This is a genomic window from Sphingosinicella sp. CPCC 101087, from assembly GCF_004151485.1.
Taxonomy (GTDB): Bacteria; Pseudomonadota; Alphaproteobacteria; order Sphingomonadales; family Sphingomonadaceae; genus Allosphingosinicella.
This window is the reverse complement of record NZ_SBFF01000008.1, coordinates 149,913-172,871: the sequence shown is the minus strand read 5'-3', so window position 1 is coordinate 172,871 and position 22,959 is coordinate 149,913. Positions and strand designations below refer to the sequence as shown.

Annotated in this window: 25 protein-coding genes; 16 read left to right on the top strand and 9 right to left on the bottom strand. The window is 67.3% G+C overall.

Annotated elements, in window-relative coordinates; genetic code table 11:
* The first annotated feature begins 81 nt into the window (after window positions 1-81).
* From proB to thrC, 6 genes are all read left to right on the top strand, one after another.
* Window positions 82-1,248, top strand: a complete 1,167-nt coding sequence (gene proB / locus EKM57_RS13890; RefSeq protein WP_243451052.1) for a glutamate 5-kinase — start codon at window positions 82-84, stop codon at window positions 1,246-1,248.
* Window positions 1,245-2,486 (top strand): glutamate-5-semialdehyde dehydrogenase, encoded by a 1,242-nt coding sequence (locus tag EKM57_RS13885; protein ID WP_206185439.1) that lies wholly within the window; start codon window positions 1,245-1,247, stop codon window positions 2,484-2,486. Before proB ends, EKM57_RS13885 begins: the two co-directional genes overlap by 4 nt.
* A 378-nt stretch (window positions 2,487-2,864) precedes the next feature.
* On the top strand, window positions 2,865-2,993 hold the full coding sequence (locus tag EKM57_RS22700) for a hypothetical protein (protein ID WP_256386896.1): 129 nt from the start codon (window positions 2,865-2,867) through the stop codon (window positions 2,991-2,993).
* Between the two features lie 98 nt (window positions 2,994-3,091).
* Window positions 3,092-4,855 (top strand): homoserine dehydrogenase, encoded by a 1,764-nt coding sequence (locus EKM57_RS13880; RefSeq protein ID WP_129793101.1) that lies wholly within the window; start codon window positions 3,092-3,094, stop codon window positions 4,853-4,855.
* Window positions 4,856-4,858: 3 nt separating this feature from the next.
* Window positions 4,859-5,824 carry a homoserine kinase gene (locus EKM57_RS13875; RefSeq protein ID WP_129793100.1) on the top strand — a complete coding sequence of 322 codons (966 nt, stop codon included), beginning with the start codon at window positions 4,859-4,861 and terminating at the stop codon, window positions 5,822-5,824.
* Window positions 5,821-7,134, top strand: coding sequence for a threonine synthase (thrC, locus tag EKM57_RS13870; RefSeq protein WP_129793099.1), 1,314 nt, complete (start codon window positions 5,821-5,823; stop codon window positions 7,132-7,134). The genes EKM57_RS13875 and thrC overlap by 4 nt, the downstream gene beginning before the upstream one ends.
* Window positions 7,135-7,264: 130 nt before the next feature.
* On the opposite strand, the gene EKM57_RS13865 is transcribed toward thrC, so the two are convergent.
* Window positions 7,265-7,585, bottom strand: coding sequence for a hypothetical protein (locus tag EKM57_RS13865; protein ID WP_165357441.1), 321 nt, complete (start codon window positions 7,583-7,585; stop codon window positions 7,265-7,267).
* Between the two features lie 130 nt (window positions 7,586-7,715).
* Between EKM57_RS13865 and EKM57_RS13860 the strand changes: the two genes are divergently transcribed.
* Window positions 7,716-8,075: a VOC family protein gene (locus tag EKM57_RS13860; RefSeq protein ID WP_206185438.1), complete on the top strand. Its 360-nt coding sequence runs from the start codon at window positions 7,716-7,718 to the stop codon at window positions 8,073-8,075.
* A 499-nt stretch (window positions 8,076-8,574) separates the two neighbouring features.
* Here the strand turns inward: EKM57_RS13860 and EKM57_RS13855 are convergent, their stop codons facing one another.
* Entirely contained in the window at window positions 8,575-9,069 is a 495-nt protein-coding gene (locus tag EKM57_RS13855; protein ID WP_129793096.1) for a DUF2062 domain-containing protein, read from the bottom strand.
* Between the two features lie 207 nt (window positions 9,070-9,276).
* Complete coding sequence (locus tag EKM57_RS13850) at window positions 9,277-9,747, bottom strand: GNAT family N-acetyltransferase (protein ID WP_165357439.1); 471 nt, start codon at window positions 9,745-9,747, stop codon at window positions 9,277-9,279.
* Window positions 9,748-9,856: 109 nt separating this feature from the next.
* Here EKM57_RS13850 and EKM57_RS13845 point away from each other — a divergent pair, with 109 nt between their 5' ends.
* The 3 genes from EKM57_RS13845 to EKM57_RS22690 all read left to right on the top strand — a co-directional run bounded on the left by EKM57_RS13845 (window position 9,857) and on the right by EKM57_RS22690 (window position 11,987).
* Window positions 9,857-10,423: a hypothetical protein gene (locus tag EKM57_RS13845; RefSeq protein WP_165357437.1), complete on the top strand. Its 567-nt coding sequence runs from the start codon at window positions 9,857-9,859 to the stop codon at window positions 10,421-10,423.
* A gap of 221 nt (window positions 10,424-10,644) precedes the next feature.
* Window positions 10,645-11,412, top strand: coding sequence for a sulfatase-like hydrolase/transferase (locus EKM57_RS22695; protein ID WP_165357435.1), 768 nt, complete (start codon window positions 10,645-10,647; stop codon window positions 11,410-11,412).
* The gene (locus EKM57_RS22690) at window positions 11,409-11,987 is read left to right on the top strand and encodes a sulfatase-like hydrolase/transferase (protein ID WP_129793092.1); all 579 of its coding nucleotides are present in this window, start codon (window positions 11,409-11,411) and stop codon (window positions 11,985-11,987) included. The genes EKM57_RS22695 and EKM57_RS22690 overlap by 4 nt, the downstream gene beginning before the upstream one ends.
* Window positions 11,988-12,033: 46 nt before the next feature.
* Here EKM57_RS22690 and EKM57_RS13830 read toward each other — a convergent pair whose 3' ends face one another.
* The gene (locus EKM57_RS13830) at window positions 12,034-12,714 is read right to left on the bottom strand and encodes an RNA methyltransferase (RefSeq protein WP_129793091.1); all 681 of its coding nucleotides are present in this window, start codon (window positions 12,712-12,714) and stop codon (window positions 12,034-12,036) included.
* 541 nt (window positions 12,715-13,255) lie between these two features.
* Between EKM57_RS13830 and EKM57_RS13820 the strand changes: the two genes are divergently transcribed.
* Complete coding sequence (locus EKM57_RS13820) at window positions 13,256-13,972, top strand: nuclear transport factor 2 family protein (protein WP_165357433.1); 717 nt, start codon at window positions 13,256-13,258, stop codon at window positions 13,970-13,972.
* A 357-nt stretch (window positions 13,973-14,329) separates the two neighbouring features.
* Here the strand turns inward: EKM57_RS13820 and EKM57_RS13815 are convergent, their stop codons facing one another.
* A complete protein-coding gene (locus EKM57_RS13815; protein WP_129793089.1) occupies window positions 14,330-14,977 on the bottom strand; it encodes a glutathione S-transferase family protein in 648 nt (215 codons plus the stop codon).
* Between the two features lie 341 nt (window positions 14,978-15,318).
* Here EKM57_RS13815 and EKM57_RS13810 point away from each other — a divergent pair, with 341 nt between their 5' ends.
* Window positions 15,319-16,275 (top strand): serine hydrolase, encoded by a 957-nt coding sequence (locus EKM57_RS13810; RefSeq protein WP_243451050.1) that lies wholly within the window; start codon window positions 15,319-15,321, stop codon window positions 16,273-16,275.
* A gap of 94 nt (window positions 16,276-16,369) precedes the next feature.
* Here the strand turns inward: EKM57_RS13810 and EKM57_RS13805 are convergent, their stop codons facing one another.
* Window positions 16,370-17,179 carry a winged helix-turn-helix domain-containing protein gene (locus EKM57_RS13805; protein WP_129793088.1) on the bottom strand — a complete coding sequence of 270 codons (810 nt, stop codon included), beginning with the start codon at window positions 17,177-17,179 and terminating at the stop codon, window positions 16,370-16,372.
* Between the two features lie 174 nt (window positions 17,180-17,353).
* Here EKM57_RS13805 and EKM57_RS13800 point away from each other — a divergent pair, with 174 nt between their 5' ends.
* From EKM57_RS13800 to EKM57_RS13790, 3 genes are read left to right on the top strand one after another with little or no spacing between them, the layout of a single operon-like run.
* Window positions 17,354-18,883, top strand: a complete 1,530-nt coding sequence (locus EKM57_RS13800) for a serine hydrolase (protein WP_129793087.1) — start codon at window positions 17,354-17,356, stop codon at window positions 18,881-18,883.
* Window positions 18,861-19,451: a hypothetical protein gene (locus tag EKM57_RS13795; protein ID WP_129793086.1), complete on the top strand. Its 591-nt coding sequence runs from the start codon at window positions 18,861-18,863 to the stop codon at window positions 19,449-19,451. Before EKM57_RS13800 ends, EKM57_RS13795 begins: the two co-directional genes overlap by 23 nt.
* Window positions 19,452-19,489: 38 nt before the next feature.
* Window positions 19,490-19,693, top strand: coding sequence for a hypothetical protein (locus tag EKM57_RS13790; RefSeq protein ID WP_129793085.1), 204 nt, complete (start codon window positions 19,490-19,492; stop codon window positions 19,691-19,693).
* A 54-nt stretch (window positions 19,694-19,747) separates the two neighbouring features.
* Here the strand turns inward: EKM57_RS13790 and EKM57_RS13785 are convergent, their stop codons facing one another.
* Genes EKM57_RS13785 through EKM57_RS13775 form a run of 3 tightly spaced genes read right to left on the bottom strand, consistent with a single transcriptional unit; the run spans window position 19,748 to window position 21,583 of the window.
* Window positions 19,748-20,035 (bottom strand): ASCH domain-containing protein, encoded by a 288-nt coding sequence (locus tag EKM57_RS13785; protein WP_129793084.1) that lies wholly within the window; start codon window positions 20,033-20,035, stop codon window positions 19,748-19,750.
* A gap of 28 nt (window positions 20,036-20,063) precedes the next feature.
* Window positions 20,064-20,516 carry a hypothetical protein gene (locus tag EKM57_RS13780; RefSeq protein WP_129793083.1) on the bottom strand — a complete coding sequence of 151 codons (453 nt, stop codon included), beginning with the start codon at window positions 20,514-20,516 and terminating at the stop codon, window positions 20,064-20,066.
* Between the two features lie 14 nt (window positions 20,517-20,530).
* The gene (locus tag EKM57_RS13775) at window positions 20,531-21,583 is read right to left on the bottom strand and encodes a GlxA family transcriptional regulator (protein ID WP_129793082.1); all 1,053 of its coding nucleotides are present in this window, start codon (window positions 21,581-21,583) and stop codon (window positions 20,531-20,533) included.
* Between the two features lie 81 nt (window positions 21,584-21,664).
* Between EKM57_RS13775 and EKM57_RS13770 the strand changes: the two genes are divergently transcribed.
* Complete coding sequence (locus EKM57_RS13770; protein ID WP_243451049.1) at window positions 21,665-22,756, top strand: class I SAM-dependent methyltransferase; 1,092 nt, start codon at window positions 21,665-21,667, stop codon at window positions 22,754-22,756.
* Window positions 22,757-22,959: the final 203 nt, after the last annotated feature.

The window sequence follows — 22,959 nt, the reverse complement described above, 5'->3', positions numbered from 1 at the left end:
ACGCGCATCTTTGAGGCTGACAATAGAAGCACGGCCTGTCAAGTGGCCTTGCTGCATCTGCGAAGAAAGCGAGGGAAGCGAGTGAAGATCGCGAAGCTGGCAGGGGAAGGTCAGGCTCCGGCGACGCCGGCGGCGCTGATCGCGGCCTCGCGGCGCGTCGTCGTCAAGGTGGGTTCGTCGCTCTTCATCGACCCGTCCGGGCGAGGTGCGCGGCGAGCCTGGCTGAGGACGCTCGCCGCGGATCTCGCCGGCCTTCGCGGACGCGGCAAGGAGATCGTCCTGGTCTCGTCGGGCGCGGTCGCGCTCGGGCGTGCCTATCTGGGTATGAAGCGCTCCGACCGGCTGGACCGCAAGCAGGCGGCGGCCGCCGCCGGGCAGGGTCGGTTGATGCAGGCGTGGGAGCGGGCGCTGGCGCCCTACGGCCTTCGCGTCGCCCAGCTGCTGCTGACCTACGACGATACCGAGCAGCGGCGGCGCTGGCTGAACGCGCGTGCCACGATCGAGATGCTGCTCGCCCGCGAGGCGATCCCCGTCATCAACGAGAATGACAGCGTCGCGACCGAGGAGCTGCGCTATGGCGACAATGACCGGCTTTCGGCCCGTGCCGCCCAGATGACCCGCGCCGACCTCCTGATCCTCCTGTCGGACGTGGACGGCCTCTACACCGCCGATCCGGCGCGCGATCCCGGGGCGACGCATATCGGCTATGTCGGAGAGATCAATGCGCGGGTCGAGGCCTTTGCCGGCGACGCGTCGGCGGGCGGACCCGGGACCGGCGGCATGCGCACCAAGCTGGCCGCGGCGCGAATCGCCAGCGCCGCCGGCTGCGCCACCCTGATCGCCTCCGGGCGCGGCGACCATCCGCTGCGCCGGCTGGAAGGCGAGGCGCGGGGAACGGTGGTGGCGGCGCACGGCTCTCCGGGACGCGCCTACAAGCAGTGGATCGCCGGAACGCTGGCAACCGCAGGCAGCCTCGTCGTGGATTCGGGCGCCGTCCGGGCGCTCGCGCTCGGGCGCAGCCTGCTCCCGGCCGGGGTCGTCGCCGTCGACGGCGAGTTCGAGCGCGGCGCCTGCCTCGCCATCCTCGACGCCGAGGGAAGGGAGATCGGCCGCGGCCTGTGCGCCTACGGATCGGCCGATGCGCGCCTGATCCTCGGCGCCCCGAGCGAAAGGTTCGAAGACCTGCTCGGCTGGCGCGGGCCGGACGAATTGATTCACCGCGACGATCTTGTGATGCACGCGCGATGAGCCTTTCCGAGGATATGACCGCGATGGGCCGGCGCGCCCGCGCCTCCGCCGAAATTCTGCGTTCGGCACCGGCCGAGCAAAGGTCGGCGGCAATCCGCGCCGCGGCGGCCGAGCTTCGCGCCAGCGCCGCGAATATCCTCGCCGCCAATGCCGAGGACGTCGCCGCGGCCTCGGCCCTCGTCGACCGGCTGAGGCTCGACGAGTCGCGGGTCGAGGCGATCGCCGCCTCGCTGGAGGAAGTCGCCGCCTTGCCCGATCCCGTCGGCGCCGAGACCGAGCGCTGGCGCCGCCCGAGCGGGCTCGACATCGCCCGGGTGCGAACGCCGATCGGCGTCATCGGCATGATCTTCGAAAGCCGCCCCAACGTCACCGCCGACGCGGCCGCCATCTGCCTTCGTTCGGGCAATGCGCTGATACTTCGCGGCGGATCGGATGCGCTGCGAAGCTGCCTCGCCATCCACCGCGCCATCGCGGCGGGGATCGGCCAGACCGGCCTTCCGGTCGATTCGGTTCAGATCGTTCCCACCGCGGACCGGGCGGCGGTGGGGCTGATGCTCGGCGGGCTCGACGGGGCGATCGACCTCATCATTCCGCGTGGCGGCAAGGCGCTGGTGGCGCGCGTCGAGGCCGAGGCGCGGGTGCCGGTGCTCGGCCACCTCGAAGGGATCTGCCACACCTACCTCCACGCCTCGGCCGATCCGGAGATGGCCGAGGCGATCGTCGTCAACGCCAAGATGCGCCGCGTCTCGGTCTGCGGCGCGACCGAGACCCTGCTGGTCGACCGGGCCGCGGCGGCCGTTCTGCTGCCGCGGATCGCCCATGCGCTTCGCGAGCGGGGCTGTGCGCTTCGCGGCGACGAGGAGAGCCGCCGCCTGGCGGGCGGGATCGAACCGGCGCAGGAGGCGGACTGGACGGCCGAATATCTCGCGCCGATCCTCGCCGTCCGAATCGTCGACGGGCCGGAGGAGGCGGTCGGTCATATCCGGCGCTACGGTTCGGGCCACACCGAGGCGATCGTCGCCGCGGATGCGGCCGCCGCCGAGGCGTTCCTGAACGCGGTCGACAGCGCGATCGTGATGTGGAACGCCTCTACCCAGTTCGCCGACGGCGGCGAATTCGGCTTCGGCGCCGAGATCGGAATCGCCACCGGCCGGCTCCATGCCCGCGGGCCGGTCGGGCCGGAGCAGCTGACGACGTTCAAATATGTCGTGCGCGGGACGGGGCAGGTGCGGGGGTGATCGATCACCCTGCCACGCGGCTGCGCCGGGCGGGTGAGACACCGGAGCCGAAGCATCTCGTCATGCCGGCGAAGGCCGGTATTCGGACGATCGCGCCGAGTCTTTCGGCAGGCCTTGACCCCGGCCTTCGCCGGGGTGACGATCGAGCGGGACTGCCCGCAGGACGCCGACGCGGTGAATATCTCACGTTCCGACCCGCTGGCCCGGAAAAATTTGTCTCATAGAATTTCAAGCTGGAACAGTGACTTAGTCGATCCTGCGCTCCGAAACCCGGTGCAGCACAAAATTAACCCAGTTGACGGATGATGGTCTCAGCCGTCATCTTGACGGTCGAACGCCGCTGTCGTCCGCTTCGGACGGCGTTGGAGACTGCATCCGATGTCGCTGGTTGCACATATCCTGTCTGCCGAGGTCGGTGCCGGAAACGGCATGGCGGCGGACGCGCGCGCGACGACCATTATGATGATCACCACGATTATCACCCGTGTGCGGGGCGGTACCGGCTGAGCATCTGAAAATCAGACCAGGCTTCACCGACCCGCTCCCCACCAGGCGAGCGGGTTTTTTATTATCTGCGGCGGACAGCCGGAACGAAAGACAAGACCATGGCAGGCGAAGGTTCACTCGAAGCGAAACACAGTCTCTGCGTGCTGAAGTTCGGGAGCTCGGTGCTCGAATGCGAGGCCGACTACCGGACGGCGGCACAGGAAGTGTACCGGCATGTCCGGGAGGGCGAGAAGATCGTCGCCGTCGTGTCGGCGCTGGCCGGGGAGACCGATTTCCTGCTCGACCAGGCGGGCGCGGTCGGCGGCGAGGCGCCGCCGGCCCTGGTCGCCCGGCTGGCCCGCGTCGGCGAGCTTCGCTCCGCCGCCCTGATGGCGCTGGCCTTGTGCCGGATGGGCGTGCGCGCCTGCGCCGTCGATCCCCACGAAATGGGCCTGGAGGCCAAGGGCGACCCGCTCGATTCCGACCTGTGCGGCCTCGATGCCGAGAACGTGCTCGCCCGCTTCGACGATCATGACGTGGTCGTCGTCCCCGGCTTCACCGCCGGCCATGCCGAGCATGGCGTGGTGACGCTCGGCCGGGGCGGTACCGACCTGTCGGCGGTCTTCTTCGCCGCGCAACTGGGCTCCAGGCGGGTCCGGCTGCTCAAGGACGTCGACGGCGTCTATGCCGAGGATCCGGCGCAGAACCCGCGTGCCGAGCGCTACGGCGCGCTGGGCTACGAGGCGGCCGAGGAAGCGAGCGCCGGGCTGATCCAGCCGAAGGCGATCCACGCGGCCGCGGCGGGGAACATCGTCATCGAGGTGGCCGCGATCGGCCATCACGAGGCGACGGTGATCGCCGACGTGGCGCCGCGCAAGGAAGTGCCGCTGGTCTGGCCCCCGCTCAAGGTGTCGCTGCTCGGCTGCGGCGCCGTCGGCGCGGGCGTGCTCTCCTATCTCGAGCAGCGGCCCGATCTGTTCAAGGTCAACCCGGTGCTGGTCCGCCATCCGGACCTCCATTCGAGCGAGGGCGGCGCATTGTTCACGGCCAATCTCGACGAGGCGCTGGACGGCGATCCCGATCTGGTGATCGAGCTGATCGGCGGATCGGAATATCCGGCCGACATCATGTGCGCCGCGCTTCGCCGCGGATCCCATGTCGTGACCGCGAACAAGGCGGCGGTGGCGCGCCATTATGACGCGCTCCACGCCTGCGCCGAGGCGGGCAAGGCGACCTTCTCCTATTCGGCCGCGGTCGGCGGCGGATCGCCGATCCTGGAGACCATCGCCCGAGTTCGCGCCGATGCCGGCGTAGGCGAGATCGAAGGCGTGATGAACGGAACCGCCAATTTCCTTCTGAGCCGGCTCGGCGAGGGCTGGGATTTCGCCGCCGCGGTGGCGAAGGCGCAGGAGCTCGGCTTCGCCGAGGCCGATCCGGCCGCCGACGTGGACGGCCACGATGCGGCCGACAAATTGTCGATCCTGATCCGCAAGGCCTTCGGAGTCGCCGTTCCCCCGGGTCGGATCTACAAGCAGTCGCTGCGCGACATCGCGCCGGGCGAGCCGCAGGCGGCGCTGGCGCGCGGCGAGGTGCTCAAGCAGGTCGGCCGCTGCAGCCAGGATGCGGACGGATCGATCAAGGCCGAGGTCCGGATCGAGGCGCTTCCCGCTTCCCATCCGCTCGCCGGCGCACGCAACGAGGAGAATCGCTTCCTGGTCCATGACCGGGCCGGGCAGCGGCGCGCCGTCTTCGGCAAGGGCGCGGGCCGGTGGCCGAGCGCCGCTGCGGTGTTCGCCGACGTCATGGACCTGCAGCGCTCGCTCGCTTCGGCCGGAGGGGCTTCGGCCGCGGCCGAGCCGGCGATGCTGCGAATGTCGGCCTGACCGATGACGGCCGCCTTCGCAACCGCCACCGCGCCCGCCAGCATCGGCAATGTCGGGGTCGGCTTCGACGTCCTCGGCCAGGCGTTCGACGCCGCCCGCGACGAGGTGGTCGCGGTCCGGGAATCGATGCCCGGCGTCCGGCTCGGGGAGGTGACCGGGCTCACCGACAGTCTTCCCGACACGCCCGAGGAGAATAGTGCGCTGGCGGCGGCCAAGGCGGTGCTCGACGCCGCCGGCGCCTCGTTCGGCGCGCGCCTTTCGATCCATAAGGGGATACCGATAAGCGGCGGCATGGGCGGATCGGCGGCCAGCGCGGTCGCCGGTGCGGCGGCCGCCAACGCCTTGCTGCCGCGGCCGTTCAACACGGAGGCGCTGCTGCCCTTCGCGCTCGACGGGGAGCGGGTCTCCTCCGATCCGCCGCCCTGGGACAATGTCGCCGCGAGCCTGTTCGGCGGCCTTGCCATCGTCGCCGCCCAGGACCCTCCCTTCGTCTACCGGCTGCCGGCGCCGATCGGGATCGTCTCCATCCTGTTCCACCCGGCGGTACGGATCGAGACGCGCGCGGCGCGGCGGCTGCTCCGGCCGGACGTGCCGATGCACCTGGCGGTGGAGCATTCGCGGCGGCTCGCAGCCTTCGTCGCCGGCTGCGCCACGGGCGACCTCGATCTGCTACGCGCCGGCTTCCAGGACCTGCTGGTCGAGCCGCAGCGCGAGCTGCTGCTGCCCTCGTTGCCGGTGGTCAAGGCGGCGGCGCTCGCCGCCGGCGCGCTCGGCTGTTCATTTTCCGGCTCCGGACCCTCGGTCTTCGCCTGGGCCCTGGAGGAACAAGCCGACCCTATCGAGGCGGCGATGGCCGATGCCTTCGCGCGCTGCGGACTCGATGCGAAAGCCTATCGCGCACCGGTCGATTCGCCCGGCGTGCGGGTCGAGCGGACCGCCGAGCCGGTCTATGCGGGAGCGGCGCGATGAAGTTCGTCAGCACGCGGGGTGCGTCGCCGGCGGTATCCATCTCCGAGGCCATCAGGAACGGCGCCGCGCCGGACGGCGGGCTCTACGTTCCGGCGCATGGGGCGGCGGCCGACTTTGCGGCGCTGGATGGCGACGACCTTCCGTCGCTCGCCGCTTCCCTGCTCGCTCCTTTCTTCGCAGGCGACCGGCTGGCGGCGGACCTGCCGGCGATCTGCGCCGAGGCATTCGACTTTCCGGTGCCCCTGGTCGTGCCCGACCCGGCCGACAAGCGGCTTCGCGCGCTGGAGCTTTTCCACGGACCGACCGGCGCGTTCAAGGATTTCGGCGCCCGTTTCCTGATGGCCTGCTTCGACCGGCTCGGCCTGGAGGAGGCGCCGTTGACGGTGCTCGCCGCGACCTCTGGCGACACCGGCGGGGCGGTCGGCTGCGCCGCCGAGGGCCGGCGGTCGGTCCGGGCGGTGATCCTGTTCCCGCGCGGGCGGGTGTCGCCCTTCCAGCGGCTCCAGCTCGGCTGCTGGCGCGAGCCGGTGACGGCGCTCGAAGTGGAAGGCGACTTCGACGATTGCCAGCGGCTGGTGAAGGCCGCCTTCGCCGATCCCGCCGTCGCCAGGCGGCACCGGCTGAGCTCGGCCAATTCGATCAATGTCGGCCGGCTGCTGCCGCAGATGGTCTATCTCGCCGGGGCCGCCCTCGAGGTCAGGCGGGAAACGGGAGTGGATCCGGGCTTGATCGTTCCAACCGGAAATCTCGGCCATGGCGTCGCGGCATTGTGGGCGCGGGCGCTCGGCGCGCCGATCGGCCCGGTGCTCGCCGTCACCAACGCCAACCGCACGCTCTCCGAGTGGCACCGGAGCGGCGCCTACGAGCCGCGGGCGTCGGTCGCGACCATCGCCAATGCGATGGACGTCGGCGCACCGAGCAACTTCGAGCGGCTCGCCCGCCTTCCCGATCCGCGCCGCCAGCTCGACGTCGAGCTGGTCGACGACGCGGCGATAAAGGCGCGCATCGAGGCGGAGCATCGCCGGACCGGCTATGTCTGGTGCCCGCATTCGGCGACGGCGGCCGAAGGCTATGCGCGGCTCGATCCGGGGCGCCGCGAGGAGCGTGTGTGGATCGCCGCCGCCACCGCCCATCCGTTCAAGTTCGCGGAGGACGTGGAGCCGTTGATCGGCGAGAAGCTGGCGCCGCCGCCGGCGCTTGCCGCGATCCTGGACCGCCCGTCCACATCCCGCCCGATTCCCGCCACGCTCGAAGCGCTTGTCGAGGCGTTGGCCGAGGCGCCGGCGGCCGCGGAGGTGCCGGCGGCCTGAGGCTTCAGGACAAGCCCAGCCCCTGCTCAGCACAAGCCAAAAAATCGCTCCCGGTTCAAGCGGCGGTTGTTCTAGGTCGTGAACTCATACAGCGCGGATGACCGCTTTCGACCCATTGTGGATGCCAGCCTCAACGCGCCTTCAGCCCATCTCGTATCGGGAGCAACTGGCGCAAGAGCTCCCGCATTGCGACGACCTTATAGGATGCCGACAAAGCCTCGGACGACCTAGCTCCAACCACTGCCGCCATGAACTCAGATTTGGATTGATCAAGAACTTCAAAGGCCATGTCTTGAATAGCTTGGCAGTAGTCCAAACTTCTGATTTCCAAGGTGACGCGGCCCGACTCCGTCAAACGGGAGTAGTCATCGCTTGAACTGAAGGCGTACTGATCAATCAGGACATCGCACTCGTCGCGCGGAATAAAATCGTCAGCATCTTCCGGACTCATCTTCAACCTCTCGGCTCCAAAAGAGTGCAGGATAGTTGGGGGAATGTCCGCTTTCCACCCATCTCGGACCTTCCCAGTTTATGAGTCTACGACCTAGTCTGCCGCCTTTCCGACGATGGAGGCAGCAAGGATGTTTCGTGGCATCAACGTCGTATCCGTTCCAGTCACCGACCTCGACCTGGCGCGCCGCTTCTACGGCGAGACGCTGGGGCTGGGCATGCCGCTCTACGACCTTCCGGACGTCGGTTGGGTCGAGTTCGGTACCGGCGTAGATGGCGGCAACGTGGCCGTGACCACTGCCGGCGCCGAAGGGGCAGGGGCACCGGGCGCGACCATCGTGCTCAACGTCGACGATTGCGCGGCCGCGGCCGCCGAGCTGCGCGCCCGCGGCGTGCGCTGCGACGATCCGGAGACCTTCCCCGGCTATGTCACCGTGGCGAGCTTCTACGATCCGTTCGGCAACCGGCTGCAGATCTGCAGCCCCGCCTGAGGATGCCCGTCCAGCCACGCCCGGGCCTCGGCGGGCGCGGTGAAATTGACGAAATTGACACTCGCCACGCGCGCGGGCGCGCCCTCGCGCGTGAGGCCCGGCCTTCTGCCGCGATGGGGGATCAGGCGCGGATAGCCGTACCGGATCGTCAAGGGGAGGCGGTCCGGATGCCGGCCCCTCCCGTCCTGCCCTTCGGCCAAGCGGCTCCACTCCCCGCTGGCGCGGGGTTGCCGCCAGGCGTCGCCACAGCCGAGATCCCGATATTCGTCGGGGAAACGCTTTATCCACGATGCGAAAGAGCCGCCTTGTCCTTAGCAGATCAAGCCGAACAAATCAAGAACAAACCACGTGATCGGGAATCATGTCCCTGCCCCTATCCCGCATCGCGTCGTGCCCGATTGACCCCAGCATGGGTCAGCATTCCACCCTTTCGGATGCCCAACCGGAGGTGCTTCGGCGGCAGGTGGCGACCCGTTCGGTGGCACGCCTTACCGCAGGCCTACTGGCCGCCGGACGCACTGGCGCGGCTGGATCTCCAGCGCTTCACCAGCCGGTAGCGCCACCAGGCGGCGCCGGCGCAAAAGCCCGCCGCCGCCGCGGCCAGGGCGAACACGAGCAGGCCGAGCGCGGTCGGGCCCGATGCGCTGATCAGCATCGCTCCGAGGTGCTGCGCCATTTCATCGACATCCTCTCCGGGCGAGTGATGGAGCAGGAAGCTGCCGAGCTTATAGGCACCGAAGTAGATGGGCGAGAAGGTAAGGGGGTTGGTGACCAGTGTCGCCGCCGCGGCCAGGGGTACGTTCGCGCGCAGCGGAACGGCGAGGAGGGCGGCCAGGAGGAACTGACCCAAAGGAAGGGCGAAGGCGGCGAACAGCCCAACGGCCAGCGCTCGCGGAACGCTCCGGCGATTGAGGTGCCACAATGAGGGGTGCCCGAACAGATGCGCGAACGGCCTGATCCAGCGGCTGCGCAATATGGCGTCACGGTCCTTCATCGCCGTCGGAGATAGGAAGCGAGCACCCTTTTTCCACCTTCGTAGGATTCGGGCGAATGTCCGCTCTCCAACCATTGCGAAAATTCGGCGGGCGGGACGCTGCGCCGCGAGGGCGTTTGGCTGAACGGCAGCAAATCGAAATATTGCGGCCGTTTAGCCAGTACCCGTTTTCGACCCCTCGCGGACATGAACAAAGCTGCGCCTGTGTCAGAGGCGCTTGATCAGGCGGATCGTTTCAGGTCGAAATCCGGCAGCCTCATAGAAGCGCCGGCCACGGGCGTTGCTCGAAAAAACATCTAACGCGATTCGGCTGAAGCCCATTTCGGCCGCCCATCTCTCAGCCGCTTCCAAAAGCGACTGCCCCACTCCTCCACTCTCGGCATCAGCCACGACCGCGAGGAGCGCGATGTAACCGCATCTTTCATTCGCGATCTCGTCCGCACTCTCCCTTACGTTCACATAGCCAAGCCGTTGACCATCATCGAGGACTGCGAGAAATGTCGCACTATCTCCCGCGCCGTCATTGCAAGAGGAGGCGGTGAAGCGGTCCTGAAAGGCAACGACTTCCTCTTTAGAATGAGTTGGGGCGTCGATAACAGCGCTCAAGCGCGCATTCATCTCCCGGATGAACGAGCGGTCGGCATCGCCCTGCTCCGGGCGGATGATGAACTTAGACACGACGCTGCTCCCTGTCTGTGTTGTTGGTAGCACACGGATGTCCGCTTTCCACCCGTTGTAGACGCTGAGGAAACGGGCGACATGGCGGAAGGTCGAATATTGGGAGAAGATGGAGATGCGGCTCCTCGTTCGTGCCCTGGCGATGCCAACCATTCTCGCAACTGCTGCCTTCGCTTCCGTGCCGCCGCCTCCACCGGATGTTCGGGACGCGCAAGTCGCGCTATTTGCGGGCCTTCCTGAGCGATTCCCTGCCGAGGATCTGTCGGCATTCGAGGCGCTCGTTTCTGAAGATGTCAAAGTGTACCGCGACAGCAGGCTGGTCCATGAAACGCGCGAAGCTTGGATCAACGAACTTCAGGATCACAGGCAAGGAGCGCCCCGCGGTTCGAGGGGTTACACCGTCAGTCGGGATGAATATCATCGATTGGCCGACGGCGGCGTGTCAGTCCGTGAGTTCTACTACCCCATCCTTCCGGAAGGCAGCCAGATCGTCTTCCATCCTGGATACCCGCTTCGATACGTCACCTATTACATCGAAGCTGGACGGCTGGTGCGCGTCGTCTACGGTCCCGCCATGCATAACTATACCGGCCTGTGCCAAGCGGTCGAGCAGGCGAAGTTGGAAGCGACATCGGGCAGCGCCCCGGCTCGCGCTCATCCGGAATTGTGCAATTAAGGTCACGCTGTAGCGAGCCATCGCCCCCGAGCCCCGAACGGACTGAACGTCCGCTAACGATCTCATAGCGGACATCCAAACCACCGGCCTTGCAGCACACCAGTTCAGCTCGCGTGAATGCCCGCTTGCGATCCATCGCGAACATTCGCCGGCATGGCATTCGGGGCGGAATTCATGCACTCTGTCGATGCATCGACGGGGGCCGCATGGAATCCGTTTCATTGAGCAGGCGCGGATTCCTGTCCGCAGTGGGCGCCGGAGCTGCGGGCGTCGCCATTGAGGCGGCCTCTCCCCTCGGCCGCGCCGGGCCTCGGCAGCGTCCGAACATCGTCCTCATCACTGCGGACGATCTCGGCTACGGCGATCTCAGCAGTTACGGACGCGCTGATTTCCAGACGCCGGTGCTCGATCGACTCGCGGCGGATGGCGTGCGCCTCACCCACGCTTATTCGATCGCGCCGATCTGTACTCCCACCCGCGTCGGTCTCATGACCGGCCGCTATCCCGCGCGCCATCCGGTCGGCCTCCACGAGCCGCTAACCTTGTCTCCCGAAGACCGCGACGTGGGGCTGAACCCGTCCGACCCGACGCTTCCGTCCCTGCTCAAGGGCGTCGGCTATGCGACTGGGCTGTTCGGCAAATGGCACCTGGGCGCCCAGCCACAATTTCATCCGAATCGTCACGGCTTCGACGAGTTTTTCGGCCCGCTCGGAGGAGCGGTCGATTATGTCGCGCATACCGATCCCGGTGGAGCGCACGACCTCTATCGCAACGGTGATCCGGTCCACCCGCAAGGTTACCTGACGGAATTGATCGCCGAGGAGGCGGTGCGATTCATCGAGAAAGCGCGCGAGCCGTTCTTCCTCAGCCACCAGGGACCGCTCCCCATTCCCCTTGGCAAAAACCGGGAGACCTTCCGGTGGAGCGGGTCGGTCCAGGCGTCGTCCAAGGGCTCGACGTTGGACCTCCCGATCGATTTCCCGGCATGATGTTGGCGCTCGATTCAGCGGTAGCCCGCATCCTTGCGGCGCTGGATGCAAGGAGCATGACGCAGCGCACGCTGATGATTTTCACCAGCGACAATGGCGGGAAGCAATATTCGAACATGGCCGGGCTGACTCGCGGAAAGGGCCATGTCTGGGAGGGCGGGATACGCGTTCCCGCCTTCGTCCGCTGGCCGAATATCCTCCCCGCCGGTGTCACCAGCGCCCAGGTGGCCACGACGCTGGACTGGACCGCGACGATGCTCGCCGTGGCCGGCGCGGCGCCACCTGCCGCATTGCCGTTGGACGGAACAGACCTGTTGCCCCACCTTGCCGCCGGAGTGCTTCGGGACCGCACGATCTTTTGGCGAATGGGCCGTGCAAGGCAAGGGGCAGTGCGCAGAGGCATCTGGAAGTATCTGCGCGACGGGGAGGATGAGCACCTCTTCGACCTCAGTCTTGACCCAGGCGAGCGGCGTGACCTCAAGAGCGAACGGCGTGACCGGTTCGAGGAGCTGCGAGCCGCTTATGCCGACTGGGACAAGCAAATGCTGCCCCCGCTCGAACGTAGCGGAAGCTAGCAGCGTACAAAACGTCCGCTTTCCACCCATGGCGGCTATTCGCGACTTAGCTATAGTCGTCCCCAATTCCCGCGATGAGGCCGTGGCTTTTCGGGGGAATGACCGTCGGCAACGGGGTTGAGCGTTCGCCTCTCTTTTTGCGGCGCCGGAACCTGCTCTGATATTCCCGGCGCTGCTTCGTGACTTCATACAGAACGATGCCAGAGCTCGTCCCGAGGTTCAGGCTCTCGATCATACCGAACATCGGAATGTTGACACACATTTCGCTGCGCTCGACTGCGGCGTCGCTGATCCCGATGGCCTCGCTGCCGAACCAGACGGCGAGCTTCGTGAACGCGGTATAATCGCCTTCATGGAGGATGACGTTGGTCTTGCCCTTCACGTGCGGTGAAGTGACGATCGATCGAAAGCCCTTCTTCTCGAGATGGTCGAAGCATTCGTCGGTGCTGTCGAAGCGCCTGACGAACGTCCATTTGACCGCCGAGACAGAGGTTTTCGAGAGGGATTTGCGGTCACGCAGCTCCTGCCAGTCGTCGGAGAGCGCCCGGCGCGGATCGACGATATAGACCTTTTCGACTCCCAAGGCGTTCACGTTGCGGACCACCGTTCCGATGTTCCTCATGTCGCTGGGGCATTCGAGCACAGCAATGAGATGCTTGCAGCGAAACGGCTTGACTTCGTTCGCACGGCTCCGGACGCCACGCTTGGGCTTAGTCTCTTCTTCCATGTCTCCGTCTCTCCCGCGGAGCGCATTTCGACGGTCTGCGCTACATCCGCGACTCTAACGCCATAGGCCCTTCGCGCCCAGGCTGCCTTTCCCAATGCCAGGCTGCACTGGTTCGAGCGGAGCGGTCACCTTCCGATCTGGGACGAGCCCGAGGAAACCGTCAGGCTCATCCAGGAAACGATCAAGTAGAGGGGCGTTCAGCGACGTGAACAAGGCGGGACGCCTCCAGCACGGCATGAGCGCACGGGCCGACTGAACCGGAAAGCTGCATCTGCCGCTTGTGGGGCCGCCCACCGCGCCCCGAGCATAGTTCCTCCGGACGCCGCTGTCCCATGACCGGCATCATGGGTGCAGACCGTGACGCGCGCCACTGTCGGCGCTTGCAGTTCGCGTCCAGCCTCGTGCGGTCATCGGGAAGGCATGCCTCATGCGAACCGCGTCGTCCGACTTTCCAACGCTCCGCGGACTTGTGAGCGCCAGCCGGATTGCCGGCGCAGATCCCCCTGCGAACCCGATCCACGTGCGACCAAAGGAGACCGTCATGAAGCGCCTGACACCCGGCTTGCTCGTGCTTCTGGCCTGGACGATGCCTGCCCTGGCCCAATCCACGGCCGCTGTCCCCGTCCTGACGGCAGACGCCAAGGTCTTTGCGCCGTCGCCGGATCCCGATGTCCTCGCGGGCTCCCTTCGAAATCCGGAGGATCTGTCCCCGGTTTCGGCGGTTCTCGAGCGAACGGAAGTCGGCGACCTGATCGTGGCGGTGGTTCGCCTCGCGCGTGAAGGACGGGACGAGGGTTACGGTTTGCGCTTGTACCGGTTGCAGGATGGGCGCGCGACGCATGTCTGGACGCTGATCGAAGTCGCTGAACGCGATCGGGCCGTCGAGGCCGGATCGATCCAAGTCGCGCGCACGTTCATCGAGACCAACAATCGGGGCGATGCCGACGCTTTCCTCGCCCTCTTTCACCCACAGGCCCGGAACTTCCGGAGCTCGGGGGATCCCAACCGGATCGGCGACCGTCCTTCGCGGACGCTCGTGGATGCCGCCAGCCGGGAGCGATTCTACCGCACCCTGTTCGGCAACGAGCAGCAGGCGCAAGTGACGGCCAACGCCGTTATCGCGCTGGGCGACCTCGTGGTGAGTCACGATTTGGCTCGGCTTCCGAACGGGACTTCGGTCGATGGCCTTTCCGTGTATCGCGTGCGGGACGGACGGATCACCCATGACTGGTACGTCTATTCCGAGCTGCGCGAATAGAACGTCCGGACGAGCATCGTCGATCGCGACGGCCCAGTTTCCGGTCGGGATCGGCAAGCCACTTGCGCCAGCCTGGGCGCCCGCGGATTCGTCGCTGTGCACATGGCGGTCGCCTTCGTCGTCGATGGAGCCGATCGGCGTCCTGCTCGCCGGCGCCGAGTTGGTGCTCGACGACGGCCTCTCGATCCGATCGACGAAATCGTGCCGCAGGGAGTCGATGCGGCTCCGCTGGAGCGGGCGCCCAACGCGCCCGAGAAGAATCCTGCTTCTTCCACGCCGGTCCGGGCGCTCGGCCGGGAACCGCATGGGACGGCATCGCGCGATCCTTTGCGGACACTCACCGTCCCGCCGGCGCCCCTAGGAAGCGACTCTGCTCCCGTCAGCAGCCTGAAAGTGCACGAGTTGATCGGCGACCGCCTTCCTGAAGGCCTGACGGTCGCAAACCCGTTCGATATAGGCGTCGATGACGGGGGAAGCGGCGAACTCACGCAGGTCCGGAACGCGGAGAATGTCCGCCATGAGCAGGTCCGCGACGGTGAAGCGCGAAGCGGCGAGCCATTCGCGGTCACGAAGCACGGCCTCAAGGTGGCCCAGGCGCATTCTCAGCCAGCCGGTGAGGCCATTCTCCCTGCCTTCGGAAAATGACAGGAACCACCAGGGCACGGTCACCATTTCGAGGGAGTTGAGGCCCGCGATCACCCATTGCAGCGTCTCCGCCTCGCCCGCAGCGTCCCGCGGCATCAGCTTGTCGCTCTTCCTGGCAAGATGGAGCAGGCACGCCCCGCTCTCGAAGATCGAAATGTCACCATCGGTGAGGTACGGCACCTGCCCGAAAGGCTGATGCTTCAGATGCTCGGGTCCCCGATCGTCGAACGACGTGCTGCGCACCGAATAGCTCAGCCCGGCTTCTTCAAGCGCCCATCGCAGCCGAATATCACGCACGAAGCCGCGAGGACCTTTTTCGCCCTGGGGCACCCAATCATATGTCCAGACCGTCAGTGTCATGATCCGTCCTCATCCTCATCATCGCCGTTGCCGCACGAATGCTAACCTGAACATCGTCTCAGGGGTAGCCGCCCGGCCCCATCCCGTTCGAGATCACGCTCCTGATTCCCGATCTTTCTCTGTTCCCGATGGAAAAGCATTCCTTCGCGAGCCGCCGAACATCAGGCTCGCAACGCGGCCATCCCATGGCCGGCCGCGCGCCGAACCGAGGCGAAAGCGGGCCGAATCCAGGCGCTTATAGATTTGCCATAGTAACGATGTTAAGCTGAAGCACCTATGCTGCGGCGATGGCAGGCGGCTCCGTGCACCGGGCCGCCGCGGGTGGATGCGGGGATTTTCATATGCGTTTCGTCGGATTTCTGGCCTGGCTCCTGGCCTTCGTCGCCCAACCGGCCCTGGCCCAAGTCCCGCCGCAACTCCAATCGCTCGAGCAGCGTCTCGCCGCCCTGGCGATCGAGAATCCCGGGGAATATGGCATGGCGGCGCTCGACCTGGAGAGCGGAGCCATGGTCAGCTTCAACGGCGACCGGCCCTTTCCAATGGCGAGCACGATGAAGATCGCCGTCGCGGCCGCTTATCTGGCGGAGGTCGATGCCGGGCGGCGGAGCCTCGGCGACACGATAGGGGGCGCGACGGCCTCCAGCCTTCTCGATTCGATGATCACGCGCAGCAACAATCGCGCCACCGATCTGCTGATGGCCTCGCTCGGCGGGCCGGGGGCGATCGACCGCTGGCTTCGGGCGCACCGGCTCACCGGCATCAGGGTCGACAGGACGATCGCCCAGCTCCTCAGCGACCGCCGGGATTTGAGGGACATACGCGATTCGAGCACGCCGGCGGCGATGATCGACCTGCTCCGGCTGATCGATTCCGGGGATGCCCTCAGCCCGTCCAGCCGTTCGCTGCTGCTGGACATGATGCGGCGCTGCGCCACCGGATCGAACCGCATCCGCGGCCTGCTGCCGCCGAGCGTCCAGGTTGCGCACAAGACGGGCACGCTGAACGGCTATACGGGCGACGTGGGCTTCGTCACGCTGCCCGACGGGCGCCGGATCGCGGTGGTGTTCTTCGCTCGCGGCGGGACCAACCGGCCGGCGGTCATCTCGACCGCGGCACGCGCCGTCTACGACACGTTCGGAACGGTCGGTTCCGGAAGGCCGTCGGACGGTTTGCAAGGCCTGCAAGGCCGCGTGATCCAGGCCGCTTCCGGCAACACGGCAGGGGCGGCCGTTCCGCAGAATTCGCCGGCCACCGGCGCCTGCACGCTGGGCGGAGGCGCGGTCGCGGCGCAATGCTGATCGCCTAGCCGACCGGCGAGCCGACGGGCCGGAGCGCCTGCTCTCGAACGCGTCTCTCAAACTCTCCAGGCAAGCCGTTCGGCGCCCTGGCGCCTCAACTCCGGGGAATTCCGCCGGTGTCCAATATTCCCGCCTCGGCGGCCGCAATGCCGTCGTTCATCGATCGGGCGACGCGCTCGGCAATAGCCTGCTGGACCGGGACATAATCGTCCATCCTGGTGCGCTCGGCAAATTCTTCCGACCGGACGACCGACCCGTCCGCAGCCCGAACCAGGGTTGCCGTGACGAAGGTGGTCCGGGGCGTCTGGCGGACCGAGACACGCAGCCTGAAGTCCGCCTCCTGCGGCGGCTCGACGACCCGATATCCTGCCGGGAGGCCGCGCCACGTCCGGGCGAGCAACGTCTCTCGCAGGCCCTCGTTGAACCGGGGAAAGAGCACATATTCGCACAGTCCCTGGACCGGTTCGATGGCGATCCTCCGGGCGGCAGCCGGGCCGGAAGCGGGCGGGAGCGAGGCGGCTGCCGGGATGAGCAGGAGGGTGAGCAGCAGCGCGACGAGCGCGGGAGCGCGCTGCCGCCGGACCGCCGGCGGCTCCGCTTCGCGCAACGCGCCAATGAAGCGGTAGCCGGCCCGCGGCCGGGTCCGGACATATTTCGGCTCGCCGGCCGCGTCGCCGAGCAACATCCGGATCCGACGGATGCAGGTGTTGAGCGAAGCGTCGGCACCCGTTCCGGCCCGCGGCCAGAATCGCTCGATCAGTTCGAGCCGGCCGACCGTGCGGTCGCGGTTCTCGATCAGGAAGGCGAGGACCTCTACGGTCAGCGGCGGAGCTTCGATCCGCTCGTCGCCGTGAAAGAGCTGGAGCGCTTCGGGGTCGATCCGGAAGGCGTCGAAACGATACAATCTGCTCCTGCCTTTCCAGCCCGCGCAAGAAGCGGCCGGTCAGCCGCCGGCGCGAAATGTCAGCCAGGGTCACAGTAAGTCATTTGCCGGCCGGGCGCGATACCCGGTAGCGATCGAGGCGGCGCACAACGGGACGCACGCGGATCGCGGGCGGCGAAGATCGAGGCAGCGAATATGCGAAAGACGAACATGGCCGGCGCCTGCAGACTCGATCGCCGCCGCCTGCTCGCTCTCGCCTTTGCCGGGGCCGTGAGCGCCTCGTCGGCCGGCTGGGTCGGCGCAGGAGCGGCGCGCAGGCAGGCGGACGCGCCGCCTCCCGCCCTCGAGGCCGATCTGGACGCGTTGCTCGACGGGGCTGCGTCCGCCTTCGGCACCGTCGGTCATTCGGCCGCGCTGCTGAGGCGGGACAGGCTCGTCTACGAGCGGCATGCCGGCCTCGCCGACGCCGAGGCGGGAACTCCCGTGTCGCCGGCCTCGGTCTATCCGATCTTCTCGGTCTCGAAGCTCTTCCTGATCGTGGCGCTGTTCCAGGCCGCCGGCCGGGGCGTCGTCGATCTCGACTCCCCCATTTCGGCGATCCGCGACGATCTGCCGCGCGCATGGCGGACCGTCACGCTGCGACAGGCGCTATCCCATGTTTCCGGCCTTCCGGACTATCTGACCGATCTGAACGCGCTGCCGCCGACGGCGGAGGCCGCCATCGCGAGCATCCGCGACAAGCCGCTCGACTTTCCGCCGGGCACAGGCAGCCGATACAACCAGACCAACTACCTGCTCGCCAAGGAGGCGATCGAGCGCGCCACCGGCCGCCCGCTCACCGCCGTCGCCGCCGAACAGTGCAGCCGTGCGGGCATGCGGCGCACCCATTACCGGACGAGCGCAGACCCGGTCGCCGGCCTCGTCCACAGCTATCGTCCGACGCCGGACCGGAGCGCTCCGCCGGCAGCCTACCCGATTCCGGTCTGGCCCGATTATACGTTCGGATCGAGCGGAGCGGTCACGACGCTGGGTGACATGATCCGCTGGACCCGGTCGCTTCTCGGTGGCGCGCTTCTGCCGTTGCCCGCCCTGCTTCAAAGCTGGGAACCGCAACGCCTCGTGTCTGGCGCCGTGGCCCGGCACGCAAACGGCTGGGAGTATGAGCGGCACGGCGACGTGACCATCGTCGGGCACGCCGGGGGCGATCGGGTGATCTGGCGGCATTTCTTCAGAACCGCCGATCCGGCCGACAATGCGACCGTCATCTATCTCGACAATGGCGGGCGCACGTTCCTCAACCTCCACCGCCTGGCGAGCCTGGTGGCCGACCGGGCGATGCCGGGGGCGGCGCGGCCCGCGGCGGCGTTCGAGGAGAGGCTCTTCCGCCTTCTGGCGGACGGAAGATGGGAAGAGGCGGTCGCGTGGATCGGCAACGGCGGAGCGGAGGGGCTCGACGACCGTGGGATGGAGGCGGCCGTCAACCGCGTCGGCTATGACGCCCTGTTCGCGCTCACCCCCCAGGCGGCGCTGCTCCCGTTCCGGTTCAACGTGGACCGGTTTCCGGGCTCGGCGAACGTGCACGACAGCCTCGGCGAGGCCTATCGCGCAGCCGGGGACCTGCAGGCGGCGCGCGCCAGCTATTCGCGGGCGCTGGCGCTCGATCCGCGAAGCTCGACAATCCGAACCATATTGAGCGAAATCGATGCACAGATCGCAGCCCAATGAGCGCCATGGCCCGGGGCGGCCGGGCCGGCACCGGATCGTTCCCGGCGGCGCGCGTCGCTTGTCGCTTCTTCTGCTCGCGGGCCTGCTCGTCGCGCCGCCGGCGGCGCTGGCCGAACCGACGCAGATCGAGGTTCGCCTGCTGGCGCGCGGAGCCAAGTTCATCGGCGGCTACCGCGATTCCATGCGCATCGTTCTGACGGATGCGGATACCGGCGAGATCCTCGCCCAAGGCATGACCCGGGGGACGACGGGCGATACGCAGCGGATATTGAGCGGCGCGCGGAGCCAGGACGCACCACTCGCGACCGACGGTTCGGCGGTGTTCCGGACCGTGCTCGACCTCGCCTCGCCCCGGCGCGTGACGGTGAGCGCGACGGGTCCGTTGAGCCAACCGCAGGCCGCCACGACGGTGACGAGCACGCAATGGATTCTGCCGGGCAGGCACCTTACGGCCGCGGACGGCTGGCGGCTGGAGGTACCGGCCTCATCGTCGGCCTCGCCGGCCCGGCGGCCTATCAGCGGATCCAAGCCGGCACGGCGGTTCCGCTGCGGGCAACCGTCACGATGATGTGCGGCTGTCCGTTTTCGCCGCAAGGTCCGTGGCGGGTGGACGGCCTCGAGGTCGATGCGTTCATTTCCGTCAACGGAGCAAGGGAAGAGAAGCTCGCGATGCGCTTCGATCCTGCCTCGGGCCTGTTCGGTGCGGATCTCGGGACCGGCGTGCCCGGGCTCTACGAAGTCGAGATCCGGGCCTGGATGCCGTCGGCGAACAATGCCGGCATCGGCCGGATCGCCTTCTTCGTCGACTGAGCCTCGGGCCCGCAAGCGACGGCATGAGGCGGGAGCCGCCTCGCCTGGCGGCGGCTACGGGCAAGCGGGCGGGAGATATTGGAACTCGACGAGGTAGACGTTCCTCCCGCTCCCATGCTTCGCGACCTTGAGCAGGTCGACGACGCCCTCGAGGCCCGAACGGCGCGCCAACTCGCCGGTGATGTCGGCGAAGGAAATCAGCCGGATCGACTCCACCACGATATGCCCGTCTTCCATTCGGTAGAGGCCCCCGGGCTTGACCTGCGGCCGCGTCCAGATCCGCACGCTGCAGGTGATCCGGCCCTCGCGGACACCGTGGCGGAGGCGCTTGGCGAACATCATGGCTCGGATCCCAGCCTGAGCGCGGCGCTCAAGCGTCTGGCGCTCCCACGACCGGATAGCGCTCGATGAGTGCGTCGCACGATGTGATGAGCGAAGGCAAATAGGATTGATCCAATCCGATCGCGAAACGATGAAACTGATTCAATTGGTCAGGAGTGATCTCGACCTCACCTCCGATCTCGCCGACCCGTCCAGCCGTGAGCGTGACTTTCAGCTCTGGTTCGAAGCCGGACAAAGAGGCTTGGCCCTTCAGCGTGTCATGCATGGCAACAAGCTCGTCCCGGAAGCGCTCAAAGTCCGTCGTCATGAGGATTGCACCCTCGGCCGTCACCGACGCTCCCGAGGTTCGCATGGTGGCCCGCAACCTGAGCCAATTGCCGTCCCAGTAATCCGCAGTGCCAGGAAACTCACGGCCGTGCACCCAGATCGACAGGCCATCGAGGCGAATGTCAGGCTCGCGCATGATCGGATTGGCCGCCATGATGAATATCCAATCTACCCCAGCGCCGCCAGCAAGGTCGCCGGGACCTGGAACTTGCGCCGATAGTCGCCCGGGTTCATCCCCACCAGCCGGCGGAACAGTCTCCGGAACGACGCGGGATCCTCGTAGCCGACCTGGTGCCCCACCTCTTCCACCGGCTCCAAGCCGGTCTCGAGCATCTGCTTCGCCTCCTCGATCCGGAGCGCCTGCACGTAAGCGAGCGGGGCGTAGCCGGTCGCGGCGCGGAAGCGGCGGTCGAAGGTCCGCTTGGGCAGCCCCGACAGCCGCGCCGCCTCGCGGACGACGTCGGCGCGCTCATAATGGTCGGCGATCCACGCCTGACACTGGCGGATCGCCGCATCGTCGTGACCGACATTGGCGACCATCGAGGCATAAGGCTGCTGTCCGTCGCGGTGCCATTGATAGAGGAAGATCTTGGAGACCCGCAGCGCCTCGCCAATGCCGCCGTGGCGGGCGATCAGATAGAGGCACAGGTCCTGCCACGAGGAGGAGCCGCCCGAGCAGACCAGGGATTGGCCGGGTCCGCTCTGGGTGAGGATCCGGTTGGCGTGGACGGCGACGTTGGGGAAATGCTGGCGCAGCAGCTTGGCATAGCTCCAGTGGGTGGTGGCCGCATGGCCGTCGAGCAGCCCGGCTTCGGCCAGGACGAGCGGCCCGCCGCAGGACGCGCAGAGCTGCGCCCCGCGCGCGTACATGTCGCGAATCCAGTCGATCAGCCGCCGGTCCAGGCGGCCCAGACATTCGGCCGTATAGACCATCACGTTCGGCACGAAGACGATATCGGTCCGCTCGACGTCGGCGACGGAATGGTGGGGCATGATGGTGACGTCGGTGTACAGCCGGATCGGATCGGCCGTGGCGGCGACCAGGCGCGGCCGGAACAGCGGCTTGTGCGGAAGGCCCTCCATCGCGTTCCAGAAGGTGCCGGCGGCCCAGAGCGTGTCGTAGACTCCGTAGATGATGCAGGGATCGGATTCGGGGAAGACGACGATGCTGACGTCGATCGGCGGCCGTCCGCCGCAAGGTAGTGGCTCGATCGGCATCATGACGGCAATTCTGCCACTGATCGATCGGGCCCGCCATCCTTATCCTCCCGTCATTCCCAGCCCCCTTGGAAGGACGAAAAGATGCAGACGGATATGACGGGCGGGCCGCAGCCGCAGCCCAGCCCGGCGCTCGACGAGACCAAGCTCCACGCGCTGATGGGCCTGATGGTGAACGAGCTCGGCGCCGCGCAGAATGCGGCCCTGGTCATCATCGGCGACGAGCTCGGTTTCTATGCCGCGCTGGCGGACAAGGGCCCGCTCACGTCGGACGCGCTGGCGAAAGCGACCGGCACGCACGAGCGCTATGTGCGCGAGTGGCTGTCGGCCCAGACGGCGTCGGGCTTCGTGACCTACGAGGCGGAAAGCCGGCGCTTCGGCCTGAGCCCCGAGCAGGCGGCGGTGCTCGCCGACGCAGACAGCCCGGTCAACATGGCCGGCGGCTTCTTCGCTCTGGTCTCGACCTATGCCGACCGGCCGAAGCTGGTCGAGGCGTTCAGGACGGGTCGCGGGGTGTGCTGGACCGAGCATTGCAACTGCCTGTTCTGCGGCACCGACCGCTTCTTCCGGCCGGGCTACAAAGGCAATCTCCTGTCCAGCTGGCTCCCGGCGCTGGACGGCGTGGTGGAGAAACTGGAGCGCGGCGCGCGCGTGGCCGACATCGGCTGCGGCTTCGGATCGTCGACGATGATCATGGCCGAGGCATTCCCGAACTCGGAGTTCATCGGCTACGATTTCCACGACGCGTCGGTCGAGGCGGCGCGGGAGAAGGGCCGCGGCCTTTCGAACCTGCGCTTCGAGCTCGCCCGGGCGCAGGATTATGCCGGCGGCGACTTCGACCTGGTCACCCTGTTCGACGCGCTTCACGACATGGGCGATCCGGTCGGCGCGGCGCGGCATATCGCCGGCACGCTGGCGCCGGGCGGGAAGGTGATGCTGGTCGAGCCGATGGCGGGCGACGCGCTCGAGGAGAATCTCCACCCGGTGGGGCGGATCTTCTATGCCTGCTCGACCAACTTCTGCGTGCCCGCGTCGCTCGGGCAGGAAGTCGGCGCGGCGCTGGGGGCGCAGGCAGGCCAGAAAAGGCTCGAGGCGGTGCTTCGGGAAGGCGGCCTGACGAAGGTGCGGCGGGCGGCGGAGACGCCGTTCAACATGGTGCTTGAGGCGGCGGTGTGAGAGCGGCCTCCCGCAGATCGATGATGTCGGGCCCCGTGCGCGTGGTCGACAGCACGCGTCGGGCGCCGAGGGAAGAAAGGAAGTCGTCCGACTAAGCCAGCTTCTGGACAGGACATTGCTTGCCTCGATTGGAACTTCCGCTTTGTGGGCCCCGGCATTTCCTTCGACCTTGTTTGGCTCGATGGTCCTGATCGGCTATATTA